Raw genomic sequence first — 24,819 nt, 5'->3', positions numbered from 1 at the left:
TCTCACGGCCCAAAGGACACTTCGTGACCTTGGTGCCTCCTTAGTGCCTTGGTGTTTAATCCCCCCGCCTCGGACTCGCGCCCGGCCGTTGGTTACTGGAGGCGGATGTCGACGCTGGCGCGGTGGGCGGTGAGGCCTTCCTTGTCCGCCATCTGCCGGACGAGGTCGGCGTCCCGGGCCAGGCCCTCCCGGTTGTAGTGGATGACGCTCGACCGCTTGATGAAGTCCGCCGCGCACAGGCCGTTGGCGAACCGCGCCGTCCCGCCGGTCGGCAGGACGTGCGACGGCCCGGCGACGTAATCGCCCATCGCGACGGGCGTGTAGTGCCCCAGGAAAATCGCCCCGGCGTTCTGGATCTTGTCCAGCAGCCGGTCGGGCTCCGCGGTGGAGATGTGGAGGTGCTCCGTGGCGAGCAGGTCGGTCAGTCGGGCCGCTTCGTCTTCGTCCCGCGCCAGGATCAGGGCTCCGTAGGCTTCCATCGAGACCCGCGCGAGATCGCCCCGCGCCAGGTGAGCGAGCTGCTTCTCGAGCTCGGCCCGGACGGCGTCGATCAGCGGGGGGTGCCAGGTGATCAGCACGCCGGAGCCGGGGCTGTGTTCCGCCTGCGAGATCAGGTCGGCGGCGACGAACTCCGGCCGGGCGGTCTCGTCCGCCAGAACGATCACTTCGCTCGGCCCGGCGATGCTGTCGATATCGACCTCGCCGAAGACGTGCCGCTTGGCGAGGGCCACGAACAGGTTCCCCGGCCCCACGATCTTGTCGACCCGCGGCACGCCGGCAACGCCGTAGGCCATCGCCGCGACCGCCTGGGCTCCCCCCATGCGGTAGACCTCGGTCACGCGCAGCTCATGGCAGCAGGCGAGGAGGTCCGTGTTGTACGCGCCGAACGGAGTGGGCGGAGCGACGACCGCGATCTCCTTGACGCCGGCGGTCTGGGCCGGGACGACCGTCATGAGGAGCGTTGAGGGATAGGCCGCGGCTCCACCCGGAACGCAGACGCCGACCCGCTTGAGGGGGCGGCACCGCTGACGCAGTTCGACCCGGGCGGCGCCATTCTGACGGAGAATTCGAATGTCGTCCGGAACGACGGCCCGCTGGAACTCGGCGATGTTCTCCCGGATCTGCCGGACGGTTTCGAGGAACCGCGGATCGGCGGCGCGGTGGGCCTTCTCAAACTCTTCGGCTGGAACACGGAGCGTTGCGTCCGTCAGTTCCTTGCGGTCGAGCTTGGCCGTGTACTCGAGCACGGCGCTGACGCCGCGTTCGCGGACGTCGCGGCAGATTCGTTCGACGACCTGTTGCGGGGTCAGGGGGGCGCCGAAGAGGGCGATCGTCCGTTCACGTCCCGCATCCGAGACGACGTCCCCCTGGGGCGACAGCTTTTGACGCAGGTCTGCGAAGAGCTGTTCTGCGTTTCCGCTGCGGGTATCGATCGTCAGGAGATTCAGCGACATGGAGGGCGGTCGGGGCGGGGGAACGGGGCCGATGGGCGGAATTGTAGGCCACGGTCCTTTCGCACGACAGCGGCGGCTCGAACCGCGTCCTCGCCGGTACGACGTCCCTAGCTCAAACCCAATGTGCCACGGCAGGCTGGGGCCAAGGGGGTCTTACCCCCTTGCCGCCGGAGGCATTTTCGTCGCGGAACCGTGGGACACAATGGATGTCCGCTTTGTGGAACCGGCGTTGAGGACTCACCGCTCGCTTTGCAATCTCCGCGGGTTGGTGAGGGGGCATCCGGGACGGTCTCCGCGCTTGGACACACTCTCCTTCAGACATCTCTCGACGGCCAGGCCTCCGGCGGGCAAGAGGGGCCAAAGAAACAACACAGGCCCCCTTGCATCCCCCACCAGGGTGCCCCCTGGACCCGGTTATTTTACCTGGTTGAGGAGTTTGAGGAGCGTTGAGCGAATCTTCGGCTCCGCTGCCGCGTCCAGATAGCTCGACCGCGCCCGCCACGTCTCATAGCCACCCAACTCATGATGCTCCGGCGTCGGCAGATAGCCGTTGTATCCATTCGCCAACTCAATACAGAACGTCGGCTTGAGCGGACTCTCCTTCTTGATCGCCAGACCCGTCTCCACAAACGTCTCGCACGGGCTGCTGACAATCCCCAGCTCGCCAATCCGGAACGCCTGCAACCGCGCCTTCACTGTCTTCGGATACGCGGACATCAGGACCGTCTCGCGGGCGTAAATATCCTCCCGCGCCGAATACGGCCCCGCCCCCGCCGCCTCCAGCCGCTTGCGGGCCGCCGCCAGGTCCTCCGCCGTCGGCAGCCGGACACCGAGCTCGACCTCCTCTTCCGCCGTCTTGAGCTCGATCCAGTCCTTGTACTCGATCTTCTGATACGCCTGATAAGCCGCATCGGCGACACTCGCCGCCACGTGCTGGATCTGCTCGAACGGCTGCTTGCGGACGATCGACTCCAGACCGTAGTTCACGTTGTTGATATTCCCGCTCGTCCCGTTCGACATGATCCCCACGAACGGCGGCTCCACCTTCATGGCGTCGATCCGTTGCGCGATCCGGACGGCGAACTCCCCGAAGTAATCCGCCGAGAGCGGCTCCACGCCGCCGACGTAGTGCAGGGCGTAGTTCGCCAGCAGGGCAATCGGCCGGCCCTCCTTGGACTGCACGGACAGTAGCGAGACCTCGGGATCGACCGGTCCGGAGGGCTTCGTCTTGATCTCCTTCGAGAACCCCGGGTTCATCCGCACCTTGTCGGTCGTCTGGCCGAACGGGTCGCTGTTGGCGACTCCCTCGGCGGTGTACCAGCGGCGGTTGAAGACCTGCGACGGGTCGGAGCCGACGGCCCAACCCACCTTCGCCGGCTCGCGCTGCTTCCAGGCGGTCTCGACGCCGTCGGCGATCTTGCCGATCAGGAATTCGACGTACTCCGGCTCCGGCTCGCTCTGGAAGACGCCGGCGACGGTGACCGCCTCGTGGGTGTGGGTGGCGGACATCATCATCCGCGTCGTCGGCAGGCCGATCCGCTTCTCGATCTCGGTCTTGGCCCGGTCGAAGAGCTCGCGGGGGATCATGCAGCTGTCGACGACGACGATCACCAGTTGCGTTGTGCCGTCGTCAAGGACGAGGCAGCGGGCGCTGAGCGGATCATGAGCTTTGGTCGCCTGGACGTCCCGCATGTTCCCGTTGACCGAGATCGGGAACTTTTCCGGAGTGATGTTGGCGACGAAGGCTCCCGCGCGGAACGTCTTTCCCTCGGCGCCGCGGGCGATTCCCGACGGGAGGGGGAGCCAGAGGGCGGCGATCGCGACCAGGAACATCCTTCGGCACATCCAACTCATGACACTCTCTCCTGCGTTCGGCGGGGACCGAACTGGGGCTGACGGACTGCGACATCGCGACCGGTCCGATCGCATGACCGGTTGTTGATCTGTTGGATGGCATTCGAGTTGGTGAGGCTGGATGGGTCAAGGGGCCGCGCTCAGGGATCGAAGGAAGCGGAAGAGAACCTTCACCCGCCGATGGATGTCCTTTGTTCAACCCGACATCGGGCCCCACCGACCGAATCGGTGTTCCGGCGTTCCCGGGGCCGGCGGACGCTGGTGCGACTTGGGAAAACGGCCGTTACACTCCGCCGCATGAACATCCTGGCCCTCCTTCAGTCCCGCTTTGCCGCCGCCCTCGAGGGGATCGCTCCCGATCCGGCCGCCTGTCTTCCGATGATCCGGTCCGCTCAGGATCCGAAGTTCGGCGACTACCAGGCGAACTTCGCCATGTCGCTCGGGAAGCAGCTCGGGAAGTCCCCGCGCGATGTCGCGCAGTCGGTCGTCGACCGGCTGAAGATCGATGACCTGTGCGACGCGCCGGAAGTGGCGGGGCCGGGGTTTATTAACCTGCGGCTGCGGAACGACTGGCTGGCCGGCGAAGTGAGCCGGGCTGCCGACGACGCCCGTGTCGGGGTCGAGTCCGCCTCCCCGCCACGGAAGGTCGTGATCGACTACTCCGGTCCGAACGTCGCCAAGCCGATGCACGTCGGGCACCTGCGGAGCAGCGTCATCGGGGCGGCGCTGTACCACATCCTCAAGTTCCTTGGTCACGACGTCCGGTCGGACAACCATATCGGGGACTGGGGGACGCAGTTCGGGATGATCATTTACGGGTTCAAGCACTTCCTGGACCCGGCGGCGTATGAGCGGGATCCCGTCGCGGAGCTGGCGCGGCTCTACCGGCTGGTCAATCAGCTTGGCGATTTCCATGAGGCGAAGGGTGCTCTCGCTAACCTGGCGCGGCAGGCCGAGCAGCAGGCGGCGGACCTGAAGACGCAGGAAGCGAAGCTCGACCCGAAGGACAAGAACACCGGCAAGACGCTCAAGAAGCTTCGGGAAGACCTCAAGGGGTCTCAGGAGGAGCTGGCGTCGACGAAGCGGAAGGTTGCTGCCGTCGAAGCCGATGCCGATCTGCTGAAGGTCGCGAGCGCCCATCCGCAGATCGCCCGGCTCGCGCGGGACGAGACGGCGAAGCTCCACGCCGGCGACGCGGAGAACAATCAGCTGTGGCAGCAGTTCATTCCGCAGTGCCTGACGGCGCTGCAGGGGATGTACGACCGCCTCGGCATCTCGTTCGACATGACGCTTGGTGAGAGTTTCTACAACCCGTTCCTGGCGGAGACCGTTGCCAGCTTGCGCCAGAAGGGGCTCGCCGTCGAGAGCGACGGCGCGCAGGTCGTGTTCCTGGAGGGGCACCGGGCGCCGTTCATCGTCCAGAAGGCGGACGGGGCCTACACCTACGCGACGACCGACCTGGCGACGGTGAAGTACCGGCTCGATCAGTTCGGGGCGGAGGAGATCCTGTACGTCGTCGACACCCGGCAGGGAGAGCACTTCGAGATGCTCTTCAAGACCTGCGGGCGGTGGGGCCTGGCTCCGGTCCGGCTCAAGCACGTGAACTTCGGGACGGTCCTCGGCAAGGACGGCCGTCCGTACAAGACCCGCTCGGGGGACACGGTCGGCCTGGAGAGTCTTCTCGATGAGGCGGTCGAAGAGGCGCTGCGGGTGGTCGAGGCGAACGAGGCGTTCAAGAAGGAGAAGGGGGCCGATGACCTCCTCGACGACGCCGAGATGCGGCGGATTGCCGGGATCGTGGGGATCGGCGGGGTGAAGTACGCCGACCTGCGGATCAGCCGGGACAGCGACTACACCTTCGACCTCAAGACGATGCTCGCCAAGGAGGGGGACACCGCGACCTACATGCAGTACGCCTTCGCCCGGACGCGGGGGATTCTGCGGAAGGCGGGCGTTGCTTCGGACTCGCTCCAGGGGACCCCGGTCGTCGTCGGCCATCCGGCGGAACGGGCGCTGGCAGTGGCGATCCTGCGGCTCTCGGAAACGCTCGAAGGGGTCGTCCAGGACTACCGGCCGAACGTTCTGACGTCGTATCTATTCGGACTCGCTTCGGCGTTCAGCTCGTTCTATGACGCCTGTGAAGTCGCCAAGGAGCCAGACCCGGCGATCCGCGCCAGCCGCCTGCGGTTGACCGACCTGACCGGGCGAGTGATCCGGATCGGTCTGGAACTCCTGGGGATCCAGACGATCGACCGGATGTAGCTTCGGTCGGCCTGCAGAGTCATTCCGACGCGAAATCAGCGAGCAACAGCTCGGTGGATCGCGCCCGGCCGATCACTCGAAGCGGGGTGCCCGCACTGTGCTCTACGGCGCCTCCGCTCGGGCTTGCCTGGCCTGTTCCAAGGGCCAGGCTCCGTGGACCTTTTCCTGGTAGTCCTCTTTTCGGTACTGACAGATGAAGCGGCCGTTCTTATCCCGGGCCTCTCGGGTGTCGATCAGTTGGAACGTCTCGTAGTCGGCGTCCTCGACGCGGGAGGCGTTGTAAAAGTAGCTCCGCGAATCGCGGGACCACGTGCACGTTGTCAGAATCGCGGGACGCTCCTGGGAGACGTCGGCTTTGGCGAAGGCGGGGCCGTTGTGGCGGAGGAAGTGCTCAGGCTCCCCCATGTGGCTCCAGCTGGTGGATTCCGTGAGGACGGTGAATGTGGCCGGATCGGCGCCGTAGACGGTGAGCGTGCCGCAGTAGACATTCCTGGCGTCGCGGCCGAAGGGGGCCTGGATCACGCGGTAAGTGGCGGGATCGGCGCCGGGGATGGTCTTGCCGTCGAGGAAGACGTGGTAGCGGTCCCGCGTATAGAGCCGGCCGGAGACTCCGACTTCATCGGGCATGATCTCGAACGACGCCGGATCGGCGTCGACGATCTTTCCGCCGCGATAGAAGACGGTTTTGACGTCTTTGGCGTACCGGGGGTCGTCGAGGATGGCGAATGTTTTCGGGTCGGCGCCGATCGCATGTTCGTGTCGGCCGACTGCGGCGTTGCGGCCGACCCATTTCCATTCGCCGTTGAGGAAGCTGAAGTGAGCCGGGCGGAACCAGGTGGTGTCGCAGCCCGCGAGGACGAGGCCGGCGATGGCGACTCGAGTGAAGGATACGAGGGGTCTGAAGCGTGCGGACATGGACGCGGCCCGGCGGATGTCGGAAGCTTGCTGCCGTTGTGGGATTGTCGGCTGGGCGGGGCCTCATCGCAACGATTGAGCGGAAACACGTTCTTGCCGGCACAGCTCTGGTCGCTCAAACCCAATGTGCCACGGCAGCCTGGGGTCAAGGGGGCCACGCCCCCTTGCCGCCGGAGGCACTTCCATGAGGAACCGTGGAACGCAACGGGCGACCGCTTTGTGGCACCGGCGCTGAGGACTGACCGCTCGCTCTGCAGTCCCCGCGGGTTGGTGAGGGGGCATACGGCACGTTGTCCGCGTTTGGACACTCTCTCCTTCAGAGATCTCTCGACGAGAGGGCCTCCGGCGGGCAAGAGGGCGTTGCCCCCTTGCATCCCCCACCAGGGTGCCCCTGGACCCGGTGAGAAATTGAGAAAACCTGCTCCGGAGGGAGCCCTCTTGACGAAGATGTAGCTTAGGGTACAATTTTCAGCCGGACCGGGATGCTGTCTTTGCAGCGATCCCGCGGAGGACTGCCTCGGGAGGCACAATGTTGGAGTGGGGAATTCGTGACCTGGACTGGACTGTGGAATCGCCCTCCCCTGTCTCCGCTCATCAGGGCCACCGTTTTCTGACTCTCCCGCGGCTGGCGACGCTGTTCCTCGCCCTCGTCTGGATGAGCGGCTGCGATAGCGCCTCGCCGGCGGCGAAAGACACGGCTCCAACGGGCGCGGGCAACACCGCCCGAACGGGAGCGATCAAGGCGGTCGCGACCGTCGGGATGGTGGCCGATCTCGTCCGGAACGTCGGCGGCGACCACGTCGAGGTCACCCAGATCATGGGGGCCGGAGTCGACCCTCATCTCTACAAGGCAACCCGGGACGACGTCCGGACCATTATGGCCGGCGATGTCGTCTTCTACTCCGGCCTGATGCTGGAAGGAAAAATGGTCGACACCCTCGTCAAGGTGGCACGGACCAAGCCCGTCGTCGCTGTGACGGAGGAACTCGAGCCTGCCACGCTCCTCGAGCCCGAAGATTTCGCCGGGCATTTCGACCCGCACGTCTGGATGGATGTCTCCGCCTGGTCGCGGTGCGTCGAGGTCGTCGAATCGGAACTGGCGAAATTCGATCCGCCCCACGCGGCGGACTATCAGCGGAACGCCGCCCGGTATCGCGAGGACCTGGCGAAGCTCCACGACTACGGCCTCAAGTCGATCGCCTCGATTCCCAAGGAGGCCCGGACGCTCATCACGTCGCACGACGCCTTCAACTACTTCGGCCGCGCCTACAGCCTCGATGTCCAGGGAATCCAGGGGCTGTCGACCGAATCGGAAGCCGGCCTGCAGCGGGTCAATGAACTGGTCGACGAGATCGTGGCCCGGAAACTGCCCGCCCTGTTCGTCGAAAGCAGCGTCCCGCGCAAGAGCATCGACGCCCTCGTCGAAGGAGCACGGAACCGGAAGCACGTCATTCGGGTCGGAGGCGAGCTCTACTCCGACGCCATGGGGGAACACGGGACCTATGAAGGGACCTACGTCGGGATGCTCGACCACAACATCACACTGGTGACGCGGGCTCTCGGCGGAACCGCCCCGGAAGCGGGACTCAACGGCCGGCTCGCCCACGCGTCGTCCGCTGCCCCTCTGCCGAACAACGAAGCCGCACCGGCCGCGACCGCAGGCGCGGGGGCAGCACAATGAATTCCCCGATCGAACCGAACATCGCCGCTGCGGAAGGCCGGAGTCCGGGCCGGGAGGCGACGGGAACGGGACAGGATTTCAATGGGACCGCGGTCCCCCTGTCGGTCTATGACCTGACGGTCGCTTACCATCGCAAGCCGGTCATCTGGGACGTCAGCTTCGACATCCCGCCCGGTCGGCTCGTCGGCGTTGTCGGACCGAACGGAGCGGGGAAAAGCACGCTCCTCAAGGCGATCATGGATCTCATTCCCCGCGCGTCGGGGCGGATCCGGCTGTTCGGGGAATCGTACCGCCGCAGCCGGAACCGGGTCGGTTACGTCCCGCAGCGGGAGAGCGTCGACTGGGACTTTCCCGTGGACGCCCTCGATGTCGTGACGATGGGCCTGTACGGGAAGATCGGCTGGTGCCTGCCGGTCCGTCGCAAGCATCGCGAACTGGCGCTAGAAGCCCTCAGCCGCGTCGGGATCGCGGACCTCGCGCGGCGGCAGATCAGCCAGCTCTCCGGTGGCCAGCAGCAGCGGACCTTCCTCGCCCGGGCGCTCGTGCAGGACGCGGACCTCTACCTGATGGATGAGCCGTTCGCCGCGGTCGATGCCGCGACGGAACGGGCGATCGTCGACCTCCTGCGGGAGATGAAAGAGCGGGGGAAGACGGTTCTCGTGATTCATCACGACCTCCAGACCGTCCCCGAGTACTTCGATCACGTGATCCTCCTCAACATGCGGGTCGTGGCGCACGGCCCGGTCGCGGAGGTCTTTACTCCCGAGAATCTCCAGAAGACCTATGGCGGGCGGCTCACGCTCCTGGACGAAGTCTCCGAGGCGATGCGCCGCCGGGAGCGATCACTGTGAGCCGCGCGATCTTTCTGCTGGTCCTGTGGGGGAGCCTCCTCCTGGTGGCGCCGGCGGCCCAGGCCGAACCGCCTCCCCGCCCCGCCTCTCCGGCAACCGATCGTTCGCTGGCGGGGCGATCGCTCGCCTGGCCCTCCGCGGCCCAGTGGCGGCGGGTGCTGTTGCTCGAGGACTACAACACCCGGGTCGTGCTGCTGGGGACGATGCTCCTCGGCTGTGCCTCCGGGATGGTCGGCTCGTTCATGCTTCTCCGGAAGCGGGCTCTCATGGGGGACGCCCTGAGCCATGCGACGCTCCCCGGGATCTGCCTCGCGTTCCTCGTCGCCACGCGGTGGGGGGGCGACGGCAAATCGCTGCCGCTCCTGCTCCTGGGGGCGACCGTCACGGGGCTCCTGGGAGTCGCGGCGATCCTGCTCATCCGCAACCTGACGCGGCTCAAAGAGGACACGGCGCTCGGCGCGGTCCTCAGCGTCTTCTTCGGCGCCGGGGCCGCGCTCCTCGGCCTGATCCAGCAGATGGAGAAGGGACACGCCGCGGGGCTGGAGTCGTTCGTCTACGGCAAGACCGCCTCGATGGGGACGGGCGACACGACGATCATCGCCGTCTCGGCCTTCGTCTGCGTCGTCGCCTGTGTGCTCCTGTTTAAGGAACTGAAACTCCTCTGCTTCGACGAGGGGTTCGCCGGGGCGGCCGGGATGCCGGTCCTGTTCCTCGATCTGACCCTCATGGCCCTCGTGGTGGTCGTCACGATCGTTGGTCTGCAGGCGGTCGGACTGATCCTGATGGTCGCCATGCTCGTCATTCCGGCGGCGGCCGCCCGGTTCTGGACGGAGAAGCTGTCGCGGATGTTCCTCATCTCGGGGGGGCTCGGCGCCTTCAGCGGACTGGCGGGGGCGGGGATGAGCGCCCTGTTCTCGAAAGTCCCATCCGGGGCGATGATCGTCCTCGTCTCGACGTCTCTCTTCGGTGTCAGCCTCGTGTTCGGATCGGCCCGCGGCGTCCTGCACCGGGTTCGGCGACGGTGGGACCTCGCCCGGAGCATCGACCGGCAGCACCTCCTGCGGGCGATTCATGAGTTGCAGGAAACCGCGACTGGCCCGGGCCCGGCCTCGTCCGCGAACGTCACGTTCGCGGCCCTGTTGGGAAAACGGTCCTGGTCCCCGGCCCGTCTGCGGGGCGCGATCCAGCGGGCCCGGCATGACGAGCTGATCGAATGGGGGACGGAGCCGATCCGGCTCACCCGCCGCGGCGCCCTCGAAGGAATCCGACTCACCCGGCAGCACCGCCTGTGGGAGCTGTACCTGATTGCCCATGCCGACATCGCTCCCAGCCGCGTCGACCGAGACGCCGACGCCATCGAGCATGTTCTGGAGCCCGAAGTGATCGCGGAGCTGGAGGAACTCCTTCAGCAGGGAACGCCCGGCGCGCCGGCGAGCCCGCACGGACTGGAGTCGGTCCCTCCCGCGGCTGCGCGGACCGCTCGACCGGAAGGAGTCCGGTAAGATGTCGCTTGCGATCACACTGGTGCCGAACTGGAGTTGGGCGCTCGATGGCTGGATCGTCCTGGCGGGGATCCTGTGTGCCGTCTCGGCGTCGCTCCTGGGGAACTTCCTCGTCCTGCGGCGGATGAGCATGCTGGGGGACGCCATCACCCACGCCGTCCTGCCGGGGCTGGCGGTCGCGTTCCTCGTCAGCGACAGCCGCAGCAGCTGGCCGATGTTCGTGGGCGCGGTGGCGGTCGGAATCCTGACCGCCTTCTTCACCGAGTGGGTCCGCGGGATCGGGCAGGTCGACGAAGGGGCCTCGATGGGGGTCGTCTTCACGTCGCTCTTTGCCCTGGGGCTCGTCCTGATCGTCCAGGCGGCCGATCACGTCGACCTCGATCCGGGCTGCGTCCTGTACGGTGCCATCGAGCTCACGCCGCTCGACACCGTCTCGATCCTGGGGCTGGAGGTCCCGCGGGCGGTGGCGACACTCTCCGTGGTGGCCGTCATCAATGCGCTGTTCGTCGGGCTGTTCTATAAGGAGCTCAAGATCAGCTCTTTCGACCCGGCCCTGTCGACGACGTCCGGGATCAGCGCGAAGCTCATGCACTACCTGCTGATGGTCCTCGTGGCGATCACGGCGGTCGCCAGCTTCGAGAGCGTGGGGAACATCCTCGTCGTGGCGATGTTCATCGTCCCCCCGGCGGCGGCGTATCTCCTGACGGACCGGCTGGGGCCGATGATCGGCCTGAGCGCCCTGCTGGCGGCGCTCTCAGCCTTCGCGGGACACGTCGGCGCGCTCACGATCCCGCATTGGTTCGGCCTGCAGAGCACGACGACCGCCGGCATGATGGCAGTCGCCGCGGGGCTGTTCCTGCTCCTGGCGGCGACGCTTGGACCTCGTCACGGCGTCCTGGTCCGTTTCGTGCGTCAGCGGATGCTGGCTTGGCAGATCCTGACCGACGACGTCGTCGCCCTTCTGTACCGGATCGAGGAGCGGCAGGGAGCGACCCCCGCCACCGCCGAGCATCTTCGCGACGTCCTGCTGGCGGACCGCCTCTCGCTCCGGGCGGCGCTGTTCCTGCTCGGGCGGCGCGGCCAGGTCGAGACCGCGAGCGATGTCTATCGCCTCTCCGCCGCCGGACGGACGCATGCCCAGAATCTCGTCCGGTCGCACCGGCTGTGGGAGCAGTACCTCGTCTCGCACGCCGGCCTCGAAGCGGACCGGATCCACCGCAAGGCGGAGCAGTACGAGCACTTCACCGACCACTCGATGCGGGAGCAGCTCGATCAGGCGACGAGCCAGCCGACCGTGGATCCCCACGGTCAGCCGATTCCGACCGAGCCCAAGTGAGCGGGCTCGGCCACGCCTTGCAAGGGCTTACCACTGGACCTTGACGCCGGCGGCTGTTTCGGGGCCGCCGTTCGACTTGGTCACCATGGCGTCGTAGAGCTCGGGGTTGATGTTCTCCGAGAGGAACTGGACCGAGCCGTCGGCGACGAGGTGCGTCGCTCCGCCGGTGTGGTAGCTCGACGGGCCCCAGTTCTGGTTGATCGATCCCGGAAGCGGGTAGAAGTAGTACGGCTGGTAGTTGATCGACACCGAGCGGCCGGCGAAGGTCGGCGAGTTCGTCATATCGAAGAACCGCGCCGCCACCGAGCCCGAGGTTCCATCGATCCAGACCGCGGCCTTATCCTCTTTAGTTTCGGCCAGAATGATCGTGTTCGTCGTGCCGTCGGTGATATCCGCGATCCGGGTCCGGGAGCCCGGAAACATGATCCCTTCGGCCGGGATCGCGCCGGAAAGGCCGACGACCGTTTTCGCTCCGACGGCGACATAGTTGCGGAGGGCGAAGACGTTCGGCGTCGCGGCGCCGAAGGCGGTCGTATTGTTCGCGTACAGGGCGTCGGTGCTATAGAACGACGGGCCGGCGTAGCTGGGGCAGCGGTACGCCGGAATGATCTTGGTGGCCATCTCCCGGTTCGCCCCGGCCGCCAGGGCGGAGACGTTGTAGTCGATCCGGTTCGCGATCGCAGTCTGGTCGAGGTTCGGCAGGATCAGGCTGGCGAAGCTGTGGAGGTGGACTGTCGGATCCCGGTCGCTCGCGGCGCCCGTGTAGTTCCACACCCCGCGACCGAAGCCGCTGGTACTGCTGGGCGGGAACAGGCCGAACGTCCCCTCGTAGTTGTGCAGCGCCAGGCCGAGCTGCTTCATGTTGTTCTTGCACTGCGTCGCGCGGGCGGCTTCGCGGGCCTGCTGGACGGCGGGAAGGAGGATCGCCACGAGGACGGCGATGATGGCAATGACCACAAGCAGTTCGATCAACGTGAAACCATGACGCCGGCGCATAATTCGAGTCTCAGCTGGGAGGAGGAGGGGCAAGGAGGCGGGCGGAACGGAAGCAGCAAAGCGGAGGCTGCCCGGGGGAAAACGATCAAGCAGCCGTTTGAATGATTATCCCGGTAGACTCGCACTGTCAAGGAACGGGGCGGTGGCGGAGCTTCGGATCGCCTGGCGAGGCGTCGCGGGAATGATCGCTGGTGGCCAGGGACTATTTCCCAGGCCCGGCGTTTCGGCGGACGGGGTGGCAACAGGGGCACGGGAAGGAGCGGGCACGAGCCGTGCAAGGCGGGATCGTGTTCAAGTTGAAAATGCGGCAGCGGTCTGGTGGCTGCTCAGACGGCGCGCCGGGCCGACGCGTCTCCTTTGCGCAACCCGTGGTTGCCGGCCTACCGGGTCCAGGGCGGATGCCCTGGTTGCGGGACTTGGCCCCCTCGTGTAGCTTTCTGGGCTCGCCCAGGAGATTTGCGAAAGCGACCGATGTCTGATCCAACCGAGCGTCCCTCCAATCCGGACTCGCGTGACAACGCCGGTCGCCAGGCCCCTCCCCCGCAGCCCCCTCTTCCGGCGCGGATCATTTTTCTGCTTACGATCAGCCTGCTGATCGTCGTGATTGTGTCGCTGTTCATCACCGGCCGGCCGCCGACCGTGATCTCCTACAGCGTCTTCATGGAGCAGATCGAGAAGAAGAACGTCCAGACCGTCACCCTCTCCGGCCTGCACATCACCGGCAAGTTCAAGGCGAAGCCCAAGAACCCGGCGGCGGCCGAGGATACGTCGGCCCCCGCGGAGCTCCCCCTCGAGTTCCAGACCGAGCTGCCGCTCGTTGAGGAACGCAAACTCCTCGACCGGCTGGAGGCGGCGGCGGTCGACCTCACGGTGAAGACCCCGGAAAAGGGGTACGTCACCGAGGCGTTCATCTACCTGCTGCCGGCGTTCCTGCTGATCGCCATGATGATTTACATGATGCGCCGCTCGGCCGACCCGATGGGGTCGGGGATGCTCGGCGGCTTCATTCGCAGCCCGGCCAAGCGGTTCCGCCCGAGCGACCAGAAGACGACGTTCGACGACGTGGCCGGCATGGAGCAGGCCAAGCGGGAGCTGACCGAGGTGGTCGAGTTCCTCAAGGACCCTTCCAAGTTCCAGCGGCTCGGTGCGCAGATTCCCAAGGGGGTCCTGCTGAACGGCCCTCCGGGGACCGGCAAGACCCTGCTGGCCCGGGCCTGCGCCGGCGAGGCGGGGGTGCCGTTCTTCTCGATCAACGGCTCCGAGTTCATCCAGATGTTTGTCGGCGTCGGGGCGAGCCGCGTCCGCGACCTGTTCCGGACCGCCAAGGAAGCGGCTCCGGCGATCATCTTCGTCGACGAGATCGATGCCGTCGGCCGTGTCCGCGGGGCGGGGCTCGGCGGCGGACATGACGAGCGGGAGCAGACGCTCAACCAGATCCTTTCGGAGATGGACGGCTTTCAGTCCAACGAGGCGGTCATCGTCATCGCGGCGACGAACCGGCCCGACGTTCTCGACCCCGCTCTCCTCCGCCCCGGCCGCTTCGACCGGCATGTCACCGTCGACCGGCCGACGAAGAAGGGCCGTGAGGCGATCCTCAAGGTCCACAGCCGCAAGGTTCCGCTTGCGCCGGACGTCCGGCTGGACAAGATCGCGGCCGGGACGATCGGCTTTGCGGGGGCGGACCTCAAGAACCTCGTCAACGAGGCGGCCCTGCACGCGACCCGCGACGGTAAGAGCGCCGTCGACAGCCAGGATTTCGAGGCGGCCCAGGACAAGATCCTGATGGGGGTCGTCCGGGAAGAAGTCCTCAACCCGCACGAGCGGCGGATGACCGCCTACCACGAGGCGGGGCATGCTCTGCTGGCCTGGATCCTGCCGGAGGTCGATCCGGTTCATAAGGTGACGATCGTTCCCCGCGGCCGGGCGCTCGGCGTGACGCAGTTCCTTCCGCAGGACGAGCGGATGAGCATCGGCGAGCGGCAGCTCCGCTCGCAGCTGGCGGTCTATCTCGGCGGGCGGGCGGCTGAAAAGCTGGTCTTCGACGAGTTCACCGCGGGGGCCGAAGACGACCTGCGGCGGGCCACGGGGATTGCCCGGCGGATGATCGCCTACTGGGGGATGAGCGACGTCATCGGGCCGGCAGCGTTCCGTGATGGCGAGGAGCATCCGTTCCTTGGCAAGGAGATCCACGAGCACCGGCAGTTCAGCGAGGCGACGGCGCACGTCATTGATCAGGAGATCCAGAAGTTCCTGACGACAGCGCAGCGTCAGGCGTCGTCGCTGCTCGCTGAGAACCGTGAGAAGCTCGACAAGCTGGCCGAGGCGCTCCTCGACAAGGAGCTGATCGACACCGACGAGATCACGAACCTCATTGGTCCGGCGACTCCGCGCTCGTCGAGTGCTCACATCACGAAGTCGCAGGACGTTTAGGTTGGCAGTGGCCCTATGTGCTTGTGGCGACTGAGTCTTGCGCAGTCGTTTGTGAGCCGTGGAGACGGCATCTACGTCCCCCCGCCTTACCAGCCCAAGAACCGGGGTCCAGGGGGTACCCCTGGTGGGGGATGCAAGGGGGCGAAGCCCTCTTGCCCGCCGGAGGTCTGGCCGTCGAGAACTGTCTGAAGGAGTACGTGTCCAAGCGCGGACACAGTGCCGTATGCCCCCCTCACCAACCCGCGGGGATTACAAAGCGAGCGGTGTGGTGTGCAGGAGTTCTCATAGCGGGTGCCACAAAGGGGACATCCGTTGCTTACCACGGTTCCTCATGGAAGTGCCTCCGGCGGCAAGGGGGCGTGGCCCCCTTGACCCCAGGCTGCCGTGGCACGTTGGGTTTGAGGTGACAAAGTCGTGCCGGCAAGGACGCGGTTTGAGCCCATCTGCCCCCGCGCAAAACACACCCTGTGCCTCAATCGATACGGAAGGGGCCACAGATCACGGGTTCGCCGCCGCCGGCTGGCAGGCGAACGGGCGGCCGTCCTGGAGCGTGGCGACAATGTCCGTGACCCGCTCGACGCCAAGGTCGGCGAGCGTCTTGTCGAGCTGATCGACGAGCTGACCCGAGCCGGCCGGGTTATAGAAGTTGGCCGTCCCGATCTGCACCGCCGTCGCCCCGGCGACGAGAAACTCCATCACGTCGTCGATCGTCGCAATCCCGCCGACACCGATGATCGGAATCGGGACCGCCTTCGCCACCTGCCACACGCACCGCAGGGCGAGCGGCTTGATCGCCGGCCCGCTGAGACCGCCGATCGTGTTTCCGAGGATCGGCTTCCGCCGCCGCCAGTCGATCGCCATTCCCTGGAACGTGTTCACGCACGAGACCGCATCCGCCCCCGCCGCATGGACCGCCCGGGCGATCGAGACGATGTCGGTCACGTTCGGCGTGAGCTTGGCGATGATCGGGAAGTCGCACGCCTTTCGGGCGGCCGCCACGACGGCGAACGCCGCGTCCGGGTTCTGGGCCAGGTCGACCCCGCAGCTCACGTTCGGGCACGAGATATTGAGCTCCACCGCCGCCAGGCCTGGGCACTGCGTCAGCCGCTCCGCCATCCGCGCGAAGTCATCGACGTTCGTCCCCGCGATGTTGGCGATGATCGCCGTCCCGAGCGACGTCAGGTAGTCGACGTGCTTCGTGATGAAGGTCTCGATCCCGTCGTTGTCGAGGCCGATCGCGTTCAGCATTCCCGACGAGGTCTCGACCGTCCGCGGCGGGGGATTGCCCGCCCGCGGATGGGGCGTCACGGTCTTGGGGATGATCCCGCCGAGCTTGCGGAAGTCGACGAAGGCCTGCATTTCGCGGGCGTAGCCGAAGGTTCCCGAGGCGACCAGGATCGGGTTTTTCAGACGGAGGCGGTTGAGGGTGACGGACAGGTCCGGCATGGAGGGGCTTCGGCGGCAACGGGAAACGGAGAGGGAGCGAAGTATCGGGGATTTGCCGGCCCCTGTCAGCCGATCGGCCGCCGCGGATTCGGATTGACCCGACCGAAACTGGGCCGATAGCGTTCGCCGGCTGTTCGATTCCTCGCGGCAGGGCTCCTCCATGCAGACATCCGTCCTTGCCCCGCCTGCCCCGCGGCTCCACGGGATCGACGGGCTGCGGGGGATCCTGGCCTGTTCGGTGATGCTCTATCACTACACGGTGTGGGCAGGGATTGATGTCGGCCCCCGGTTCTCCGGCCTGCTTTCCGCGGTCGCCTTCTACGCTGTCGAGGCGTTCTTCGTCATCAGCGGGATGAGTCTCGCGTTCGTTTACGAGCGGACCGATTTTTCGCGGCCGCGGACGGTCGGGACGTTTTTTGTGCGGCGGTTCTTCCGGATCGCCCCACTGTTCTATGCCGTGCTGGCCGCGACGCTCGTGCTGAAATGGGCGGCCGTTCATGTCCTTCATACGCCGGGCGTCGCGATGCCGTCGCTGGCGGAGGTTGTGGGAAACCTGTCGCTGCTGTTCGGCCTCGTCGATCCGACGCAGAGTCTGGTGATTGCCGGGTGGTCGATCGGGATCGAGATGGTGTTCTACCTGCTCTTTCCCCCGCTGATGTGGCTGATGACGCGGCGGGACACCTGGCGACCGCTTCTCCTCGCGGGCTCGGCGGTTCCGGCGGCGGTCTTCGCGTTCGTGCTGCTCGACCCGCTCCTGAACTTCGCGTCTCAGTCCGCCTGTTACGCCAGCGTCGCCAATCACCTTCTTCTGTTTGTCGCCGGAATGCTGCTGGTCCGCGGGACTTCGCAGGGACCGCAGGCGAATCGAGCGGCGAACTCCGCGTGGATCGTTCTGGCCCTCGGGCTCTTTGCGGCCCTGAGCCTGGGAGTGCCGGACGTCGATCTTGTCACCGGTTGGCGGCGGGGAGCCCTGCTCCTCGTAACGGTCGGAGGCTGCGCCGCTGTGGCTCGGCGACCGGCAGGCCGGAGCTTTCTCTCTCCCGTGCTGGAGCGCCTCGGCGAGTGGAGTTACTCCATCTACCTGAGCCATTTCCTCGTGTTCACCGTGCTCCAGCGGCTCGTTCCCGGGGACTGGCGGGGCAGCCTCGTGGTCGGTTCGGCTCTCGCCACGATCGCGGTGGGACGGTGCAGCTACCGCTGGCTCGAGGTGCCGATGATCCGGGTCGGGAAGCGAATCACGGAGCAACTCTGGCCGGCTCCGACCCGGGCTGCGGAGACAGTGGCTCTTCCGGCGGCTCCCGTGCGCCGAGCGGCCTGACGGCACTTTGCCCAGGTCTCCTAGTCTGCCCCAAATCCCTGTGGAGTGATCTCGCCTCCGTTCCCCCTTTGCGGCTACGCTGCACCGTGAGATGAGAGGCGCTCAGGTCTGATGGGCCGTGGAAAGAGGCCTTTCTCATCGCGTTCGGCTCCGATCATGGATGATCTGACCAGGTTTCTGATCGACGAATCCGCCACGATCCGCGACGCCATGACGGCGATCGACCGGTCGGGGAAAGGGATCGCGCTGGTCACGGATGAGTTCGAACGACTCGTGACGACGATCACCGACGGCGACATCCGCCGCGCGATCCTCGCCGGCGTCGGTCTCGACTCGCCGGTCACGTCCCTCATCGTCCGGCGGCCCCCGAACGCCCGCAAACCGATCACCGCTCCCGCCGAAGCCTCGGACGCCGAGCTCGAAGAACTCATGGCCCACCATGAGATCCGGCATGTCCCGGTCCTCGACCGGGGCGGGCGGCTTGTCCGGCTGGCGATCCGCGAAGAACTCGAAACGACGCCGGAGATCCCGGTCTCGGCGGTCATCATGGCGGGGGGCTTCGGGACCCGGCTTCGCCCCCTGACCGACGAAACACCGAAGCCGATGCTCAATATCGGCGGACAGCCATTGCTTCAGCGGACGGTCGAACGGCTCCGCAAGAGCGGGATCCGGAACGTCAGCCTGACGACGCACTACCTCCCGGAGAAGATCCACGACCACTTCGGCGACGGCAGCGACTTCGGCGTGCGGATCAACTACGTCGCCGAGGAAAAGCCGCTCGGGACCGCCGGGGCCCTGTCGCTCCTTCCCGAGAGCGACGAACCGCTGCTCGTGATGAACGGCGACATCCTGACCGGGGTCGACTTCCAGGAACTCGTCCGGTTCCACCGCGAGCATGAGGCGGCCCTGACCGTCGGGGTCCGGCAGTACGAATTCAAGGTCCCCTACGGGGTCGTCCAGGCGGAACAGGGGGTCGTCCGGGCCCTTCGCGAGAAGCCGAAATACGAGTTCCTCGTCAACGCGGGGATCTATCTTCTCGAACCGGATGTGAAGAGATACATTCCGGCCGACCGGCGGTTCGACATGACGGACCTGATCGGCGCGCTGCTGGAGGAGGGCCGCAAGGTGGTGACCTTCCCGGTGGTGGAATACTGGCTCGATATCGGCCAGATCGAGGACTTTCAACGGGCGCAGCGGGACGTCCAGAGCCTGGGATGGGCGGCATGAGCTGGCAGGGAAAGAGCGTGCTCGTCACCGGCGCCGGCGGGTTCATCGGCAGCCATCTCGCGGAGCGCCTCGTCCGTGAAGGGGCCCGCGTCCGGGCGATGGTCCGCTACGGCTCGGCCGGCCGCTGGGGCTGGCTCGACGACTCTCCGCTCAGCAAGGAAATGGACGTCTTCGCCGGGGACATCCGCGACAGCGGGAACGTCCGCCGGGCGATGGAGGGCTGCGACGTCGTCCTGCACCTCGCCGCTCTCATTGCGATCCCCTACTCGTACCACGCTCCCGATTCCTACGTCCGGACGAACATCGACGGAACGCTCAACGTTCTCGAAGCGGCCCGGCTGCTTAAGACCCCGCGGGTCGTCCACACGTCGACGAGCGAGGTCTACGGGACCGCGCTGCGGGTCCCAATCGACGAGGAGCATCCCCTCCAGGGGCAGTCCCCGTACTCCGCGACCAAGATCGGGGCCGACAAGCTCGTCGAGTCCTACTACCGCTCGTTCGACCTGCCGGTCGTGACGATCCGCCCGTTCAACACCTACGGCCCCCGGCAGTCGACCCGGGCGGTCATCCCCACGATCATCACGCAGGCCCTCAGCGGGAGCGAAGTCCGGCTCGGGAGCCTGACCCCGACGCGGGACCTGAACTACGTCGCCAACACTGTCGCCGGATTCCTCAAGGGGGCCTCGGTCCCGGGGGTCGAGGGACGGACGATCAACCTGGGCTCGAACCAGGAGATCAGCGTCGGCGAACTGGCGAAATCGATCATCCGGCTCGTCGGGCGGGACGTCCCGATCGTGACGGAAGAGCAGCGGCTCCGCCCCGAGAAGAGCGAAGTCAACCGGCTGCTCGCAGACAACACACTCGCGCGGACGCTCCTGGGCTGGACCCCGGAGGTCTCGTTCGACGAAGGACTCCTCAAGACGATCGAGTGGATGCGCGCGCACCTCGATCGGTATCGCCCGGGACAGTACACCGTTTAGAGCGGAACGCGGATTGCCGCCGACTGGCCCGACCCGGAAAGGATGCTGGGAATGGACGCCGCACAGGACATCGTTCGCCGCCTCAGGCTCGTCGTGGGAGATGCGGCTCAGGTCGCTCTCCATGAACCGGAATTCCAGGGACGCGAGAAAGAGTACGTCTCCGACTGCGTCCAGTCGGGATGGGTCTCCTCGGTCGGCAAATATGTCGATCGCTTCGAGTCGATGCTCGCCGAGTACACCGGGGCCAAGCGGGCCGTGGCGGTCGTCAACGGGACCGCCGCCCTGCACATCAGCCTCAAGCTGTGCGACGTCCAGCCGGGGGACGAAGTCCTCTGCCCCGCCCTGAGCTTCGTCGCCACCGCCAACGCGATCTCCTACTGCCAGGCGATTCCGCACTTCGTCGACTCGGAGCGGTACACGCTCGGCCTCGATCCGCGGAAGCTCGACGGCTACCTGCGGAAGATCGTCACGCTGCGGAACGGCGTCGCCTGGAACCGGCTCAGCCGCCGGCGGATCCGGGCGGTCATTCCGATGCACACGCTCGGCCATCCGGTCGACCTCGATCCGCTCGTCGAAGTCTGCGAGCGGTTCAAGATCGCTCTGGTCGAGGACGCCGCCGAGTCGCTCGGGACGTACTACAAGCAGCGGCACACCGGGACGATCGGCCGGGTCGGGGCCCTGAGCTTCAACGGAAACAAGATCATCACGACCGGCGGCGGCGGGGCGATCCTGACGAACGACGACGCCCTCGCCGACCGGGCGAAGCACCTGACGACGACCGCCAAGCGGGCCCACCGCTGGGAGTACGTCCACGACGAGGTCGGGTTCAACTACCGGATGCCAAACCTGAACGCCGCTCTCGGGTGCGCCCAGCTCGAGCGGCTGCCGGAGATGCGGGCCCGCAAGCGGGCTCTCGCTCTCCAGTTCGCATCGGCGTTCGCCGGTTGCAACGACGCGAAGTTCTTCATCGAGCCGCAGTTCGGCGAGAGCAACTACTGGCTCAACGCCCTCCTGGTCCCCGGCGGCAAGGTGGTCCGCGACCACGTCCTGGCGACGAGCCACGAATCGGGGCTCATGACCCGCCCGGTCTGGGACCTGCTTCCGGACCTGCCGATGTACCAGGGGCATCCCCAGATGGACCTGACCGTCGCCCGGTCGCTCCAGAAAGAAGTCATCAACATCCCCAGCAGCGCCCGCCTCGCGGCGAGCGCCGCCGAGCGGCAGGCCGCGTAAGCCCTCGGCCTCTCCCCCCTCCGGCCTCGATCCGGAATCCTGCCTCCTCGATCCGCCCGCTCCCCCGCCCCCCCCAGCCCCGCCTAACCTGCCCGCCATGCTCACCCTGATGCTCATCACGAAGCACCCGTCCGTCGCCCGGCATGTCCATGCCTGTGGCGTGCAGCGGATCTTCGTCGACATGGAGATCCTGGGAAAACACGAGCGGCAGGGGAATCTCAACACCGTCATCAGCGACCATACGCTGAACGACGTCGCTTCGGTCCGGACCGCCGTTCCGAAGGCGGAGCTGATGGTCCGGCTCAACCCGCTGCATACCGGGTCGGATCGGGAGGTCGACGGCGCGATCGAGGCGGGGGCGGACTTCCTGATGCTCCCGATGTTCCGCAGCGCCGACGAGCTCGCGCGGTTCTCGAAGATCGTGAACGGCCGGGTCGGGATCATTCCGCTTGTCGAGACCCGGGAGGCGGCGGGGGACATCCGCCGCGTGGTCCGGGTGCCGGGCCTTCACGAGGTATTCCTGGGACTCAACGACCTGCATCTGAGCCTCGGACTCAAGTTCATGTTCGAGCTCCTGGCGAACGGCACGGTCGACCGGATCTCGGACGTCGTCCAGCAGGCCGGGCTTCGGTTCGGCTTCGGCGGCATCGCCCGCATGGGGGAAGGGACGCTCCCCGGCGACCTGGTCCTCGGCGAGCATGTCCGCCTCGGATCGCAATCGGTCATCCTCTCGCGGGCGTTCCACAAGGGGCTCGGCGAAGTCGAGCTGGCGCGGAGCCAGCGGGATGATTTCTGGGCGTCGGTCTCGGCAGTCCGGGCCTTCGAGCATTCCCTGGCCCGAAGGACTCCCGAGCAGACGCTGCAGGACCAGCTCCGGCTGCAGTCGATCGTCGCGGAGATCGTCGCCAGCCGGTCCCAGCAGGAGGCGGCCTGATGTTCAAGCGGCTGTTCGACATCGCGGTCAGCGGCGCGGCGCTCGTTCTGCTCGCTCCGGTGTTCTGCCTCATCGCTCTCCTCATCAAGCTCGACTCGCGGGGGCCGGTCTTCTTCCGGCAGACCCGCGTTGGCCGTTTCGGGGCCCCGTTCCGGATCTTCAAGTTCCGCTCGATGGTCCCTGACGCGCCGAAGATCGGGCCGTACTTCACGAGCGACAACGACCCGCGGATCACGCGCGTCGGACGGCTGCTCCGTAAGACGAGCCTCGACGAGCTCCCGCAACTCCTCAATGTCCTCCTGGGGGACATGTCGATCGTCGGCCCGCGGCCGAACGTCTTCGAACAGCGGTCGCAGTACACCGGGGAGGAGTGGGAGCTCCGGAACTCCGTCCAGCCGGGGATCACCGGTCTCGCCCAGGCGACGAAGCGGTCCGCCGCGACCGTCGAGGAGCGGAACACGCTCGACCTGGAGTACGTGCAGCGGTCCTCGCTGTGGTTCGACGTCCGCCTGATCCTGCTCACCGTCCGGCAGGTCGTGTTCACGGGAGGGAACTGAGATGTGCGGAATCTACGGCGTTCTCGACCGGCGGCACCGGACCATCGACGGCCTGACCCTCAACGGGATGGCGGAAGCGATTGCCCACCGCGGACCGGACGGACACGGACGGCACGTTGCGGGGGGCGTGGCGATCGGCAACCAGCGGCTGGCGATCCTCGATGTCGCCGGGGGCGGTCAGCCGTTCCTGTCGCGGGATGGCCGGATTGCCGTGGTGCAGAACGGGGAGATCTTCAACTTCATCGAGCTGGCCGAAGAGCTGGCCCGCGAAGGGATCGTCTGCGAGACGACCTGCGACACCGAGGTCATCCTGCGGCTCTATGAGCGGCATGGGATCAACTTCGTCTCCCGGCTGAACGGGATGTTCGCCATCGCGATTCACGATGCGAAAGAGGAGTGCCTCTACCTCATCCGGGACCGGATCGGGGAAAAGCCGCTGTATGTCTCCGACGACGGCCGGCGGCTCCTGTTCGCCTCCGAGATCAAGTCGCTCCTCCGGGCCGGTGTCTCGACCGAGACCGACGAAGTCGCCCTTGAGCAGTTCCTGGCGTTCAACTTCATCCCCCCGCCGCGGACGATGTTCAAGGGAGTGTCCCATGTCCCCCCCGGACACTGGATGCAGGTGACCCGGACCGGGGCCCGCACCGTCCGCTGGTGGGACCTGGCGGCGATCGAATCCGAAGAGCGGTCCGAAGAGGCGTGGATCGAGGAGTTCAACGCGACCCTCGACGACGCGGTCCGGATCCGGCTCCGGGCCGACGTTCCGTTCGGGGCCTTCCTCTCCGGCGGGGTCGATTCGTCGACGGTGGTCGGCCTGATGTCCCGCCATCTGGACGAGCCGGTCCGCTCGTTCTGTATCGGCTTCCATGAAGCGAAGTACGACGAGTCCCCCTTTGCGGCGGCGGCGGCGGAACGGTTCGGGACGCGGCACGTCATGCGGAAGGTCGATGCCAACATGCTCGGTCTGTGGCCGCGTGCGACGTGGCACTGCGACCAGCCGCACGGCGACATCTCGTTCCTGCCGACCCTCCGGGTCGCGGAGCTGGCGGTCGAGCACGTCAAGATGGTCCTCACCGGCGACGGCGCGGATGAGCTGTTTGCCGGCTACGACAAGTACAAGAACTTCTTCGCTGATCCCTCCGTTCTGGAGGGGACGCCGGAGTCGTTCCAGCGGCGCTACTACCGCAACCTCTGCCTCTTCGCGGACGACGAGCGGCGGCGGGTCTCGGGCGGGACGGCGGACCTGAGCGAAGCGGCCTGGGACTCCCTGCAGCCGCTGTTCGACCGGTCGCGGCACATGGACCGGATCAACCAGGCGCTGTACGTCGACATGATGCACCTCCTGCCGGGGAACAACCTCGTCAAACCGGACCGGATGGCGATGGCGGTCGGCCTGGAGACGCGGGCCCCGTTCCTCGACTACCGGATGATGGAGCTCGCGTTCCGCATGCCGGGGAACCTCAAGCTCCGCGGCGGCGAGACGAAGTCGATCTACAAGAAGGCGGTCCGGCCCCTCATCGGGACCCAGCTCGCCGACCGGAAGAAGCAGATGTTTACGGTCCCCGTCGGCGAGTGGTTCAAGAGCGGACAGGCATCCTACTGCCGGGACATGCTCCTCTCCGCGCGGACGGCGCAGCGGGGGCTGTTCGAACGCCGCGAGGTGGCGCGGCTCCTCGACCAGCATCAATCGGGCGAACAGGATCGAACGCGGGAGTTGCGGGCCCTCATTGCCGTTGAGTGGTGGAACCGGACGTTCGTCGATGCGAAGACGAGCTCCGTCGCTCTCCGCAGGGCCGCATAGGGATCGACCGTGGTGCCGCCTCCGAGACGGAGCGGCCCCCCG

18 protein-coding genes are annotated in these 24,819 nt (G+C 66.7%); 13 read left to right on the top strand and 5 right to left on the bottom strand.

All coding sequences use genetic code 11. The annotated features are described in order from the left end of the window. Nucleotides 1–92 precede the first annotated feature (92 nt). Complete coding sequence (gene hisD, locus VT03_RS07235) at nt 93–1,454, bottom strand: histidinol dehydrogenase (protein WP_075092376.1); 1,362 nt, start codon at nt 1,452–1,454, stop codon at nt 93–95. Between the two features lie 414 nt (nt 1,455–1,868). Then, nucleotides 1,869–3,308 (bottom strand): hypothetical protein, encoded by a 1,440-nt coding sequence (locus VT03_RS07230; protein WP_231870616.1) that lies wholly within the window; start codon nt 3,306–3,308, stop codon nt 1,869–1,871. 297 nt (nt 3,309–3,605) lie between these two features. Here VT03_RS07230 and argS point away from each other — a divergent pair, with 297 nt between their 5' ends. After that, nucleotides 3,606–5,570 (top strand): arginine--tRNA ligase, encoded by a 1,965-nt coding sequence (argS, locus tag VT03_RS07225; RefSeq protein ID WP_075092375.1) that lies wholly within the window; start codon nt 3,606–3,608, stop codon nt 5,568–5,570. A gap of 102 nt (nt 5,571–5,672) precedes the next feature. Here argS and VT03_RS07220 read toward each other — a convergent pair whose 3' ends face one another. Continuing rightward, nucleotides 5,673–6,485 (bottom strand): DKNYY domain-containing protein, encoded by an 813-nt coding sequence (locus VT03_RS07220; RefSeq protein ID WP_075092374.1) that lies wholly within the window; start codon nt 6,483–6,485, stop codon nt 5,673–5,675. 565 nt (nt 6,486–7,050) lie between these two features. Between VT03_RS07220 and VT03_RS07215 the strand changes: the two genes are divergently transcribed. From VT03_RS07215 to VT03_RS07200, 4 genes are read left to right on the top strand one after another with little or no spacing between them, the layout of a single operon-like run. Then, on the top strand, nt 7,051–8,166 hold the full coding sequence (locus VT03_RS07215) for a metal ABC transporter solute-binding protein, Zn/Mn family (RefSeq protein WP_231870615.1): 1,116 nt from the start codon (nt 7,051–7,053) through the stop codon (nt 8,164–8,166). Continuing rightward, entirely contained in the window at nt 8,163–9,017 is an 855-nt protein-coding gene (locus tag VT03_RS07210) for a metal ABC transporter ATP-binding protein (RefSeq protein ID WP_075092372.1), read from the top strand. The genes VT03_RS07215 and VT03_RS07210 overlap by 4 nt, the downstream gene beginning before the upstream one ends. Continuing rightward, on the top strand, nt 9,014–10,519 hold the full coding sequence (locus tag VT03_RS07205; RefSeq protein WP_231870614.1) for an iron chelate uptake ABC transporter family permease subunit: 1,506 nt from the start codon (nt 9,014–9,016) through the stop codon (nt 10,517–10,519). The genes VT03_RS07210 and VT03_RS07205 overlap by 4 nt, the downstream gene beginning before the upstream one ends. A gap of 1 nt (nt 10,520) precedes the next feature. Further along, nucleotides 10,521–11,855, top strand: a complete 1,335-nt coding sequence (locus VT03_RS07200; protein ID WP_075092371.1) for a metal ABC transporter permease — start codon at nt 10,521–10,523, stop codon at nt 11,853–11,855. Nucleotides 11,856–11,882: 27 nt separating this feature from the next. On the opposite strand, the gene VT03_RS07195 is transcribed toward VT03_RS07200, so the two are convergent. After that, nucleotides 11,883–12,851, bottom strand: coding sequence for a DUF1559 domain-containing protein (locus VT03_RS07195; RefSeq protein WP_075092370.1), 969 nt, complete (start codon nt 12,849–12,851; stop codon nt 11,883–11,885). 471 nt (nt 12,852–13,322) lie between these two features. Between VT03_RS07195 and ftsH the strand changes: the two genes are divergently transcribed. Beyond that, on the top strand, nt 13,323–15,281 hold the full coding sequence (gene ftsH, locus VT03_RS07190) for an ATP-dependent zinc metalloprotease FtsH (RefSeq protein WP_075092369.1): 1,959 nt from the start codon (nt 13,323–13,325) through the stop codon (nt 15,279–15,281). A gap of 498 nt (nt 15,282–15,779) precedes the next feature. Here the strand turns inward: ftsH and VT03_RS07185 are convergent, their stop codons facing one another. Then, nucleotides 15,780–16,727 (bottom strand): dihydroorotate dehydrogenase, encoded by a 948-nt coding sequence (locus VT03_RS07185; protein ID WP_075092368.1) that lies wholly within the window; start codon nt 16,725–16,727, stop codon nt 15,780–15,782. A 160-nt stretch (nt 16,728–16,887) separates the two neighbouring features. On the opposite strand from VT03_RS07185, the gene VT03_RS07180 reads away from it, so the two are divergent. From VT03_RS07180 to asnB, 7 genes are all read left to right on the top strand, one after another. Beyond that, complete coding sequence (locus VT03_RS07180) at nt 16,888–18,045, top strand: acyltransferase family protein (RefSeq protein ID WP_075092367.1); 1,158 nt, start codon at nt 16,888–16,890, stop codon at nt 18,043–18,045. A gap of 156 nt (nt 18,046–18,201) precedes the next feature. Next, nucleotides 18,202–19,272: a nucleotidyltransferase family protein gene (locus VT03_RS07175; RefSeq protein ID WP_075092366.1), complete on the top strand. Its 1,071-nt coding sequence runs from the start codon at nt 18,202–18,204 to the stop codon at nt 19,270–19,272. Then, a complete protein-coding gene (locus VT03_RS07170; RefSeq protein ID WP_075096972.1) occupies nt 19,269–20,252 on the top strand; it encodes an SDR family NAD(P)-dependent oxidoreductase in 984 nt (327 codons plus the stop codon). The genes VT03_RS07175 and VT03_RS07170 overlap by 4 nt, the downstream gene beginning before the upstream one ends. Nucleotides 20,253–20,303: 51 nt before the next feature. Continuing rightward, nucleotides 20,304–21,485 (top strand): LegC family aminotransferase, encoded by a 1,182-nt coding sequence (locus VT03_RS07165; RefSeq protein WP_197489233.1) that lies wholly within the window; start codon nt 20,304–20,306, stop codon nt 21,483–21,485. Nucleotides 21,486–21,582: 97 nt separating this feature from the next. Further along, nucleotides 21,583–22,419 (top strand): aldolase/citrate lyase family protein, encoded by an 837-nt coding sequence (locus VT03_RS07160; RefSeq protein ID WP_075092364.1) that lies wholly within the window; start codon nt 21,583–21,585, stop codon nt 22,417–22,419. Further along, nucleotides 22,419–22,976, top strand: coding sequence for a sugar transferase (locus VT03_RS07155; RefSeq protein ID WP_075092363.1), 558 nt, complete (start codon nt 22,419–22,421; stop codon nt 22,974–22,976). Before VT03_RS07160 ends, VT03_RS07155 begins: the two co-directional genes overlap by 1 nt. Before the next feature lies 1 nt (nt 22,977). Continuing rightward, on the top strand, nt 22,978–24,777 hold the full coding sequence (gene asnB, locus VT03_RS07150; protein WP_075092362.1) for an asparagine synthase (glutamine-hydrolyzing): 1,800 nt from the start codon (nt 22,978–22,980) through the stop codon (nt 24,775–24,777). The last annotated feature ends 42 nt before the right edge of the window (nt 24,778–24,819 follow it).

The sequence above is a fragment of the Planctomyces sp. SH-PL14 genome, assembly GCF_001610835.1.
Taxonomy (GTDB): Bacteria; Planctomycetota; Planctomycetia; order Planctomycetales; family Planctomycetaceae; genus Planctomyces_A.
Note: the sequence above shows the minus strand (reverse complement) of the source record. Positions and strands in the feature narration are given on the sequence as shown.

What these genes read in the sequence shown, in the direction of transcription:
- VT03_RS07210 (WP_075092372.1), top strand. Translation starts at nt 8,163, where the DNA reads ATGAATTCCCCGATCGAACCGAACATCGCCGCTGCGGAAGGCCGGAGT.
- VT03_RS07185 (WP_075092368.1), bottom strand. Translation starts at nt 16,727, where the DNA reads ATGCCGGACCTGTCCGTCACCCTCAACCGCCTCCGTCTGAAAAACCCG.
- VT03_RS07230 (WP_231870616.1), bottom strand. Translation starts at nt 3,308, where the DNA reads ATGAGTTGGATGTGCCGAAGGATGTTCCTGGTCGCGATCGCCGCCCTC.
- argS (WP_075092375.1), top strand. Translation starts at nt 3,606, where the DNA reads ATGAACATCCTGGCCCTCCTTCAGTCCCGCTTTGCCGCCGCCCTCGAG.
- VT03_RS07180 (WP_075092367.1), top strand. Translation starts at nt 16,888, where the DNA reads ATGCAGACATCCGTCCTTGCCCCGCCTGCCCCGCGGCTCCACGGGATC.
- VT03_RS07155 (WP_075092363.1), top strand. Translation starts at nt 22,419, where the DNA reads ATGTTCAAGCGGCTGTTCGACATCGCGGTCAGCGGCGCGGCGCTCGTT.
- hisD (WP_075092376.1), bottom strand. Translation starts at nt 1,454, where the DNA reads ATGTCGCTGAATCTCCTGACGATCGATACCCGCAGCGGAAACGCAGAA.
- asnB (WP_075092362.1), top strand. Translation starts at nt 22,978, where the DNA reads ATGTGCGGAATCTACGGCGTTCTCGACCGGCGGCACCGGACCATCGAC.
- ftsH (WP_075092369.1), top strand. Translation starts at nt 13,323, where the DNA reads ATGTCTGATCCAACCGAGCGTCCCTCCAATCCGGACTCGCGTGACAAC.
- VT03_RS07200 (WP_075092371.1), top strand. Translation starts at nt 10,521, where the DNA reads ATGTCGCTTGCGATCACACTGGTGCCGAACTGGAGTTGGGCGCTCGAT.
- VT03_RS07195 (WP_075092370.1), bottom strand. Translation starts at nt 12,851, where the DNA reads ATGCGCCGGCGTCATGGTTTCACGTTGATCGAACTGCTTGTGGTCATT.
- VT03_RS07175 (WP_075092366.1), top strand. Translation starts at nt 18,202, where the DNA reads ATGGATGATCTGACCAGGTTTCTGATCGACGAATCCGCCACGATCCGC.
- VT03_RS07160 (WP_075092364.1), top strand. Translation starts at nt 21,583, where the DNA reads ATGCTCACCCTGATGCTCATCACGAAGCACCCGTCCGTCGCCCGGCAT.
- VT03_RS07220 (WP_075092374.1), bottom strand. Translation starts at nt 6,485, where the DNA reads ATGTCCGCACGCTTCAGACCCCTCGTATCCTTCACTCGAGTCGCCATC.
- VT03_RS07165 (WP_197489233.1), top strand. Translation starts at nt 20,304, where the DNA reads ATGGACGCCGCACAGGACATCGTTCGCCGCCTCAGGCTCGTCGTGGGA.
- VT03_RS07170 (WP_075096972.1), top strand. Translation starts at nt 19,269, where the DNA reads ATGAGCTGGCAGGGAAAGAGCGTGCTCGTCACCGGCGCCGGCGGGTTC.